6 protein-coding genes and 2 pseudogenes are annotated in these 8,689 nt (G+C 66.8%); 6 read left to right on the forward strand and 2 right to left on the reverse strand.

Annotation, left to right across the window (positions count from 1 at the left end; all coding sequences use genetic code 11):
• Positions 1–10: 10 nt before the first annotated feature.
• The 5 genes and pseudogenes from Q1J79_RS06355 to Q1J79_RS06375 form a co-directional block, all read left to right on the forward strand.
• On the forward strand, positions 11–1,246 hold the full coding sequence (locus Q1J79_RS06355; RefSeq protein ID WP_300298101.1) for a URC4/urg3 family protein: 1,236 nt from the start codon (positions 11–13) through the stop codon (positions 1,244–1,246).
• Between the two features lie 26 nt (positions 1,247–1,272).
• A complete protein-coding gene (gene upp, locus Q1J79_RS06360; RefSeq protein WP_300298104.1) occupies positions 1,273–1,911 on the forward strand; it encodes a uracil phosphoribosyltransferase in 639 nt (212 codons plus the stop codon).
• Positions 1,912–2,013: 102 nt separating this feature from the next.
• A complete protein-coding gene (locus Q1J79_RS06365; RefSeq protein WP_300298107.1) occupies positions 2,014–2,667 on the forward strand; it encodes a FecR domain-containing protein in 654 nt (217 codons plus the stop codon).
• A gap of 531 nt (positions 2,668–3,198) precedes the next feature.
• Positions 3,199–4,317 (forward strand): type III PLP-dependent enzyme, encoded by a 1,119-nt coding sequence (locus Q1J79_RS06370; protein ID WP_300298263.1) that lies wholly within the window; start codon positions 3,199–3,201, stop codon positions 4,315–4,317.
• A gap of 315 nt (positions 4,318–4,632) precedes the next feature.
• Positions 4,633–6,240: pseudogene (locus Q1J79_RS06375) on the forward strand (PAS domain-containing sensor histidine kinase); the annotation flags it as partial.
• Between the two features lie 42 nt (positions 6,241–6,282).
• Here the strand turns inward: Q1J79_RS06375 and Q1J79_RS06380 are convergent.
• Positions 6,283–7,251: an NADPH:quinone oxidoreductase family protein gene (locus Q1J79_RS06380; protein ID WP_300298109.1), complete on the reverse strand. Its 969-nt coding sequence runs from the start codon at positions 7,249–7,251 to the stop codon at positions 6,283–6,285.
• Positions 7,248–8,429 carry an MFS transporter gene (locus Q1J79_RS06385; protein WP_300298112.1) on the reverse strand — a complete coding sequence of 394 codons (1,182 nt, stop codon included), beginning with the start codon at positions 8,427–8,429 and terminating at the stop codon, positions 7,248–7,250. Before Q1J79_RS06385 ends, Q1J79_RS06380 begins: the two co-directional genes overlap by 4 nt.
• A 138-nt stretch (positions 8,430–8,567) precedes the next feature.
• Here Q1J79_RS06385 and Q1J79_RS06390 point away from each other — a divergent pair.
• Positions 8,568–8,689 (forward strand): annotated as a pseudogene (locus Q1J79_RS06390) (S-methyl-5-thioribose-1-phosphate isomerase); the annotation flags it as partial.

Consider the following 8,689-nt stretch of genomic DNA (forward strand, 5'->3'; position numbering starts at 1 on the left):
GTAAAGTATAGTGGGGAATCTGAATGATCCGGCGCAGGCGGTGGCCTGGCTGAGCAGCACGGCGGCGGTGCGCGAGCGCTGCAACCAGCTGTTCGGACTGGCCGAGCGCGACGCGCTGCCGAATTTCCAGCTGCATCTCGAGGCCCTGCCGGCCGCGGCCGATTACGTGGCGCAGGCGATCCGCGAGAATTATCCCACGCTGGAGATTCCCTATCATGCCCGCTGGCGCCATTTCAGCGCCGGCGGCATCGACCGCTGGGGCCAGCTTGCCGCCACGCTGAAGGGCGTGGATGCCGACGAAGTCGCCCGCATCCGCTTCGACCTCTGCGTCGTCAGCGTGCTGCTTGATGCCGGCGCCGGACCGGACTGGAGCTACAACGAGGATGGCCGCCGCATCGCCCGCTCCGAAGGCCTGGCCGTCGCCAGCCTGCATGCTTTCCGCAGCGGGCTCTTCTCGGGCGACAAGGCGCATCCGCTGCGCGCCGATGCCGCCGGGCTGATGCCCCTGGCGCCGAACGCCATCGCCCATGCCTTCCAGGCCTCGGATGCCAATCCGCTGGTCGGCGTCGAGGGCCGGGCCGCGCTGATGCGCAATCTCGGCCAGGCGCTGAAGGCGCGACCGGATCTCTTCGGGGCCCCGGGCCGCATCGGCGGCCTCTATGATTACCTGAAGGCCCATGCCGTGAAGGATGGCAAGCTGCCAGCCACCGCCATCCTGGCCGCCGTGCTGGACGGGCTGGGGCCGATCTGGCCGTCGCGCATGACCATCGACGGCACCAATCTGGGCGATGTCTGGCGCCATCGCGGCCTGATGAGCGGCGACCTCACCTCCGGCCTGGTGCCGTTCCACAAGCTGTCGCAGTGGCTGACCTATTCGCTGGTCGAGATTTTCGAGGATGCCGGCATCACGGTGACCGGCCTGGATGACCTCACCGGCCTGCCGGAATACCGCAATGGCGGCCTGTTCATCGATCTCGGTGTGCTCAGCGTGCGACACGAGGCGCTGCTGAAATTCCCCATCCCGGTCGAGGACGAGGCGGTGGTGGAATGGCGGGGGCTGACCGTGGCCCTGCTCGACCGCATTGCCGATCCGGTGCGCCAGCGCCTGGGCAAGACCGCCGCCGAGATGCCGCTGGCGCGCATCCTGGAAGGCGGCACCTGGGCGGCCGGGCGCAAGATCGCGAAGGGGAAGCGGCCCGATGGCGGCCCGCCGCTCACCATTGCCAGCGACGGCACGGTTTTCTGATTTTTCGTTTCGGGGGATTTGAACAGATGAACGCCTTTCCCAATGCCACCGTGGTCAATCATCCGCTGGTGCAGCACAAGCTGACCCTGCTGCGCCGCAAGGAAGTCTCGACGGCGGAGTTCCGCCGCCTGGTGCGCGAGCTCAGCCTGCTGCTCTGCTACGAGGTCACCCGCGACCTGCCGCTGGAGAAGGTGTCGATCGAGACGCCGCTGGAGGAAATGCAGGCGCCGATCCTGGCCGGCAAGAAGCTCTGCTTCGTGTCGATCCTGCGCGCCGGCAACGGCATCCTGGATGGCATGCTCGACCTGGTGCCCTCGGCCCGCGTCGGCCATGTCGGCCTCTACCGCGACCCGGAAACCCTGGTGCCGGTGGAGTATTATCTCAAGCTGCCCGAGGACGTGCGCGAGCGCCTGGTGATCGTGGTTGATCCGATGCTGGCCACCGGACATTCGGCCGCCGCCGCCGTCACCCGCCTGAAGGAGGCCGGCGCCAGCCAGATCAAGTTCGTCTGCCTGCTGACGGTGCCCGAGGGCCTGCGGGTGATGCAGGACGAGCATCCCGACGTGCCGGTCTTTACCTGCGCCATCGACCGCCAGCTTGACAGCCATGGCTATATCCGGCCCGGCCTGGGCGATGCCGGCGACCGTATCTACGGCACCAAATAGCCACTTCGTATCTGCCGTCACAGTTTGCGGGCTGGCATCCCGCTGCGGGAATGCCAAATGGGTGCACAGTCGCCACAACCCCATTTTTCCCGGAGCCGTGTCATGGCCATCGTCTTCCGCCGCGCCCTGTGCGTATCACTCACCCTCGCCGCCGCTGTCGTGGCCGGCCTTGCCGCCAGCAGCTGGGCGGCCGACAGCCGCGCGGCGTCGGACCGGATCGAGCTGGCCGCCGAGCTGCCGGTCCGACCGGTTGCCGCCGTCGGCGTCGTCGCCAGGGTGGTTGGCCAGGAGAGCCGGCGTGGCCTGCCGATCACGCTGGGCAACCGGATCGCCAGCGGGCCCGGCTCGGGGGTGAAATTCGCCCTCGACGACCGCAGCGTGGTCATCATCGGGCCCAACAGCGCCATCACGGTCGAGGAATTCGCGGCCGATCGCGTCGTGCTCCGGCTCGAGCGCGGCAGCTTCCATCTCGATTCCGCCAATCCGGGCAATGTCTATGTCGTGTTGCCGATGGGCACCGTGACGGTGAAGGCGGCTACGGTGGGCGGGCGTATCGGCCCTGACACCGCCGAAGTGGCCCTGCTCAGCGCCGGCCGCGCCGAGGTTGCCGGCTTTGGCGGCCAGAGCGTGCGGCTGGAGAAGATCGGCGACGCCACCAGGATCGTTGGCCTTGGCGGCCCGAGCCAGCCGGCCCAGTTGTCGCCGCAGCGGCTGCAGGACCTGATCGGTCTCACCAGCCAGATCGCCGCCCGCTGAGGCGGCGAAGACTCGCGCCGGACTCGCGCCGGACTCGGGGCAGACCAGCGCCAGGCAGGCGGCAGCGCCGCTGGCCTAGCGCTGGTGACGGCGGCAACCCGGATGCCGGTTATTGTTTTTTTACCACACCCTCGCGCGCGCGCGGACTTCCCGGCCAAGCAACCCGAATAATAAGAAGGCCGCATTTCATGCGGCTTTTTTTTATCCCGCCACTGCAGCGCGCGGCGCCTGCCGCGGCGCGCCGGAAAAGCCGCCGGAAAAAAATTTTCGGCGACCGGCAAATTCCTATTGCAATGGGGGGGAGATGCTGTAAATACCGCTTCAACGACGCACCCGCACGTGCCGATGGCCCCTGGCAGGTTATGCAACGACGAACGCGTCCTTTTTGGTCGCACAGCGTGAGCTGTGCCGGTTCAAAGCCGGTCCGAGAGGGAGGTTTCGATGCTTGCAGCCAATGGTGGCCGCACCAATACCCGTCTGCGACGTTCCTCGTCCAAGTCGCGTGTGGAGCCTGGTCAGCTCAGCCCCAAGATGCAGAAGTTCCTCGCCGAGGCGAAGGACTCCGAGCCGTTCCTGGTCGTTGATGTCGACATCGTCGAGCATAACTACCGCGAGCTGCGCCGCCTGCTGCCGCTGGCCAAGGTCTATTACGCCATCAAGGCCAACCCGGCGCCGGACATCCTGCGCCGGCTGCGTTCGCTGGGCTCCAGCTTCGATACGGCTTCGGCCAACGAGATCGAGCAATGCCTGAGCCAGGGCGTCACCCCGGACCGCATCTCCTTCGGCAATACCATCAAGAAGAAGCGCGACATCGCCTGGGCCTATGCGAAGGGCGTGCGCCTCTATGCCTTCGACTCGCTGTGCGAGCTGGAGAAGCTGGCCGAGGTTGCGCCGGGCTCACAGGTCTTCTGCCGCGTGCTGATGCAGTGCGAGGGCGCCGAATGGCCGCTGTCGCGCAAGTTCGGCTGCGCCCCGGACATGGCGGCCGACCTGCTGGTCAAGGCGCGTGAGCTGGGCCTCGATCCCTACGGCATCTCGTTCCATGTCGGCTCGCAGCAGACCGACCTGTCCCAGTGGGACAAGGCGGTGGCCCAGGTCGCGCAGATGTTCACCGTGCTGCAGCAGGCCGATGTCGAGCTGCGCATGGTCAACCTGGGCGGCGGTTTCCCGGCGCGCTACCGCTCCGACATTCCGATGCTGGAAGCCTATGCCCAGGCGGTCAGCCAGGCGATGACCAAGCATTTCGGCAACAACCTGCCGGAAATGATCATCGAGCCGGGCCGCAGCCTGGTGGGCGATGCCGGCGTGATCCAGGCCGAGGTCGTCCTGATCTCGAAAAAGGATTACGAAGAGGATCGCCGCTGGGTGTACCTGGATATCGGCAAGTTCTCCGGCCTGGCCGAGACCATGGACGAGGCGATCAAGTATCGCATCGTCACGCCGCGCGATGGCGGTCCGACCGGGCCGGTGTCGCTGGCGGGTCCGAGCTGCGACAGCGCCGATATCCTGTACGAGAAGAACGCCTACGAGATGCCGCTGGCGCTCGAGGTGGGCGACAAGATCCAGATCCTGTCCACGGGCGCCTATACGACGACCTATTCGTCGGTCGGCTTCAACGGCTTTCCGCCGCTGAAGAGCTACTGCATCTGATGTAGCGGTTCCGACGGTTCCGGTGGGAGCAAAAAGCCGGCCGCGCAAGCGGCCGGCTTTTTTATGGCCATTGCTACCTCTGTGCGCATGGGGAGGCGGCTTCGGCCAACCCGTATTAGCCTTAATCCATTGTCTACACGTGGAAAGCCCGATTTCCAGTTGCGGCGGACAGCGGCCTGTGTGACAAATTTGCGCCCGGAAAACGCGTAAAACGATAAGAATGGACTTAACGGGTCGGGAGGTCGCGGGGGGTGAGCGGTTGCACGGCCGTGCAGGCGCCGGCCTGGCAGACCGCCCGCAGACGAGAAAGGCGCAATGGCGCGTGATGCCATTGCATGCAGGAGGGGGAGTGCGGTGAACGAACCGCCTTTCGGCGAAGACCGGTTCCTGTCGTCGCTCGCGCGCCATCGCGAGGCGGCAGACGAGTCTCCGCCGGCGCCGGAACCGCTTGGGCATGAAGCCCTGTTATATGCGGCCCTTGATACGATGGGCGAGGGGCTCGCGGTTTGGGATGCTGGACCAAACCTTGTCCATTTCAACCGGCGCCTGGCCGAACTGTTCGGCCTGCCTGACAGCGCCTTGCAGCGCGGCTTGCCGGCCCGCGATTTCCTCGGCCTTCTGATTTCCCGCAGCGTGCTGACCATCCGCGCCGAGGAAGCGACGGCCTGGATCAATGCCTATATCGACGCCTCGACCAAGGCCGACCGGAAACAGGAGGTCCGCCTCACCGACGGTACCTGGCTGAATTTCGACTGGCGCCGCCTTGCCAGCGGCGGGTATGTCTCGGTCTTCACCGATATCACGCTGCGCAAGCGGGCCCAGATCCGCCTGCGCCAGGCCGAGGCGAAATACCGTCAGATCTTCGACAACGTGCATGAAGGCATCATTCAGGTGACGCCGGAAGGTCGCGTACTGGCCGTCAATCGCGCCGGCGCCGCCATTTTCGGCTTTCATTCGCCGGAAGAGATGCTGGCGACGGTGACGCGCGCCGGCGAGCAGCTATACGTCAATCCCGAGCGCCGGCGCGAGATGATGCGGCACCTGGAGCGCCACGGGCTGGTGCGCGATTTCCGCTCCGAGATGCGGCGCCGTGATGGCAGCACCATCTGGGTGGCCAAGACGCTGCGCCGCGTGGCCGACGAGCAGGGCAGCGTGGTGATGATCGAGGGCATGTTCCGCGATGTCAGCACCCAGCGGCGCGCCGAGCTGCAATTGCTTCAGGCCAAGGAGCAGGCCGAAGCCGCCAACCGGGCCAAGTCCGACTTCCTCGCAAATATGAGCCATGAATTGCGGACGCCGCTCAACGCCATTCTTGGTTTCTCGCAGGTGCTGCTCGACGAAATGATGGGGCCGCTGGGGAACGACAAATATCGCGAATACTGCCGCGACATCGTGCAGAGCGGCGAACATCTTCTTGCCCTGATCGGCGATATCCTCGATATGGCGAAAGTCGAATCCGGAAAGATGGCGCTGGATGAGGAGTGGATTGATCTGAACGAAAGCCTTGAGGCGGCCCTGCTGCTGGTGCGCGAACGCGCCCTGGGTGGCCAGATCGCGCTGCGCAAGGAATTGCCCAACCCGGCGCCGGCGGTCTGGGGCGACACGCGGCGCCTGCGTCAGGTGTGGATCAACCTGTTCAGCAACGCGGTGAAATTCACCCCCCAGGGCGGCAGCGTCGAAGTGCGCTGTGACCTGCAACCGGATGGCCGGCTGGAAATCATCGTTGCCGATACCGGGATCGGTATCGCCGAGGAAGACATCGAGCGCGTGCAGCAGCCTTTCAACCAGGTGGCCAACGCGCTGTCGCGCAGCCATGAAGGCACGGGCCTCGGCCTGTCGCTGTCGCGGAACCTGATTGCCCGGCATGGCGGCGAACTGCATCTGGAAAGCCGGCTGGGCGAGGGTACGACGGTGACGGTGACGCTGCCGCCGGAACGCTGCCGGCCCGGTCCGCTGGCCGGCGTGCTAGCCGATGCGCAGCACGAGTTTCCCGGTAACCTGCCGCTCGGACAGGCGACGCAGGGCGGTGCCGGCTTCCCCAAGCCGGTAGACGACGTCGAGCCGCGGCCGTCCCTGGCCGCTGACTAGCCAGTCGCGCAGCGCGGCATCCTGCAGCATTCCTGCCGACGGATCGCGGCGGCCCTGTTCGCCCGCCCGTATGCCTATCAGCTCCGCCTCGCGCAGAAGCAGGCGGTTGGCCGCCGGCCTGGGCGGCGTGCCACCGGCAAATCCGACCACCAGCCACCGGCCGCCTGGCGCCAATGCGCGGAAGGCCTGTTCGAACAAAACGCCGCCGACCGGATCGAATACCGCATCGGCTGTCACGCCGCGCCACCAGTCGGGGCTGGCGGGATCAAGACATGATGCCGCGCCGGCCGTCTGCGCCGCCGCGCGCTTCTCTGCCGACGACGCCACCGCGATGACACGGGCGCCCAGCGTGACGCCAAGGGAAACAGCGGCCAGGCCGGTGCCGCCGCCGGCGCCCAGGACCAGCAGGATTTCGCTGGCCCGCAGGCGGCCGCGCTGAACCAGGGCGGTCCAGGCCGTGGCTGCGGCGACGGGAAAGGCGGCGGCCTCCTCGTAGCTCCACCCGGCCGGCTTTGGCAGGAGCGTGGAGGCCGTGGCGATGGCTTCCTCGGCATAGCCGCCGCCGCGCAGGCGCAGGATGACGGGGTCGCCGGTCCGCCAGCTGCTGACATCCGGTGCCGTTTCGACAATCTCGCCGGCCGCCTCGAAACCCGGCACGAAGGGCATCGACGGCTTGTGCTGGTATTCCCCGGCGACCTGCAGCAGGTCGGGGAAATTGATCCCCGCCGCCCGGATTGCCACCCGCACTTCGCCGGGCTGCAATCCGCGCCGGGCCAGCCAGGCTTCCTCCAGAACCTCCGGCGGCCCCAGCCGGCGGCAGACCATGGCGCGGTAGCGGCCGGTCATTCCCGTGCCGCCGGAAGCTCGGCATGGATGGAACGCCAGCCGAGCGCCAGCGTGATGGCCAGGACCGCGCCGCCGATCCAGTAGGGCGCGTTGATGCCAGCGGAGCCGAACAGCCAGCCGCCCCAGAGCGGCCCGAAGGTACGGCCGAGCGCGGCCAGCGATTCCATCGTGCCCAGCGCGATGCCCTGCTGCGTCGCCGGGGCGCTGCGCGAGACCAGGCTGCTGATCGTCGGGCCGATCATCGCCACCCCCGTCGCGGTCAGCAGGATCGAGAGGCCCATCATCGGCGTGGAGACGATCAGATGCGCCATCGCGGTGCCGATGGCGAGGTTGATCATGCCGAGCGTCAGCAGCCGGCGTTCGCCGAACAGCCGGGTCAGCGGCCCGATCAGGACACCCTGCATGGTCACCACGATGCTGCCGATGAAGGTGAAGGCAAGCCCCACCTCATAGGCATGCCAGTCGAGGCGTGCTGCCGAGAACAGCGGAAACAGCACTTCGATCTGCGAGAAAACGAAGTTGATGGCGCAGTTGATCGCTATCAGCGCCAGCACGGTGCGGCCCAGTTGCGGCAGGGCCGCGAAGGGGTTCCGCCACAACTGCAGACCGGCCAGGGTATGCGGGGCATCGGGCCGGGTCTCGCGGATCACGAAGATGGCCAGCAGCAGGGCAAGGCCCGAAGTGCCGGCCGCGGCCAGCGCCGGCAGGGTGTAGTTCGGTTGCTGCGGATCGGGCCCGACCAGCAGGCCGCCGATCAGCGGCCCCAGGATCATGCCGATGCCGAAGGCACCGCCGATCAGGCCCATGCCGCGGGCACGCTGTTCGGGCGGGGTGCTGTCGGCAATGATCGCTCGGGCGACACCGATCTTGCCGCTGCCGATGCCGGCGATGGTGCGCGCCAGGAAAATCGCCAGCAGGCTGTCGGCGTTGGCCAGCCATGTATAGCCGATCACGGAGAGCGCCATGCAGCCGAGGAAAACCGGCCGGCGGCCGATCCGGTCCGACAGGCCGCCCAGCGGCGTCGCAGAGAGGAACTGGGCGATGGAAAACACCGCCGCCAGCATGGCAATCGCGAAGGGCGAAGCGCCGAAACTGGTCGCGTAAAACGGCAGCAGCGGCAGGATCAGGCCGAAACCGATCAGGTCGATCACCACGGTCAGCAGCAGGACCGGCAACATGGCTTATCTCTTGGGGGGGAACCTGTGTGACAACGCGGTTTTGACCGGCATCCGGCATTGCCCCCGGGGGCTGGGTCCGCTACTTTCCGCGCGATTTTTGGCCACGCGATTTTCGGGCCGCTTTTCAAAGGGCGAGACATGAAGGTTAAAGGCGTAGCCTACCGCACGATCTGGGTCAATTCGGATGGCTGGTCGGTCGGGGTCATCGACCAGACCCGGCTGCCGCATGCCTTCGTCACCACCAGCCTGAAGACCTGGGA

Source organism: Ferrovibrio sp., assembly GCF_029255545.1.
Lineage (GTDB): Bacteria > Pseudomonadota > Alphaproteobacteria > Ferrovibrionales > Ferrovibrionaceae > Ferrovibrio.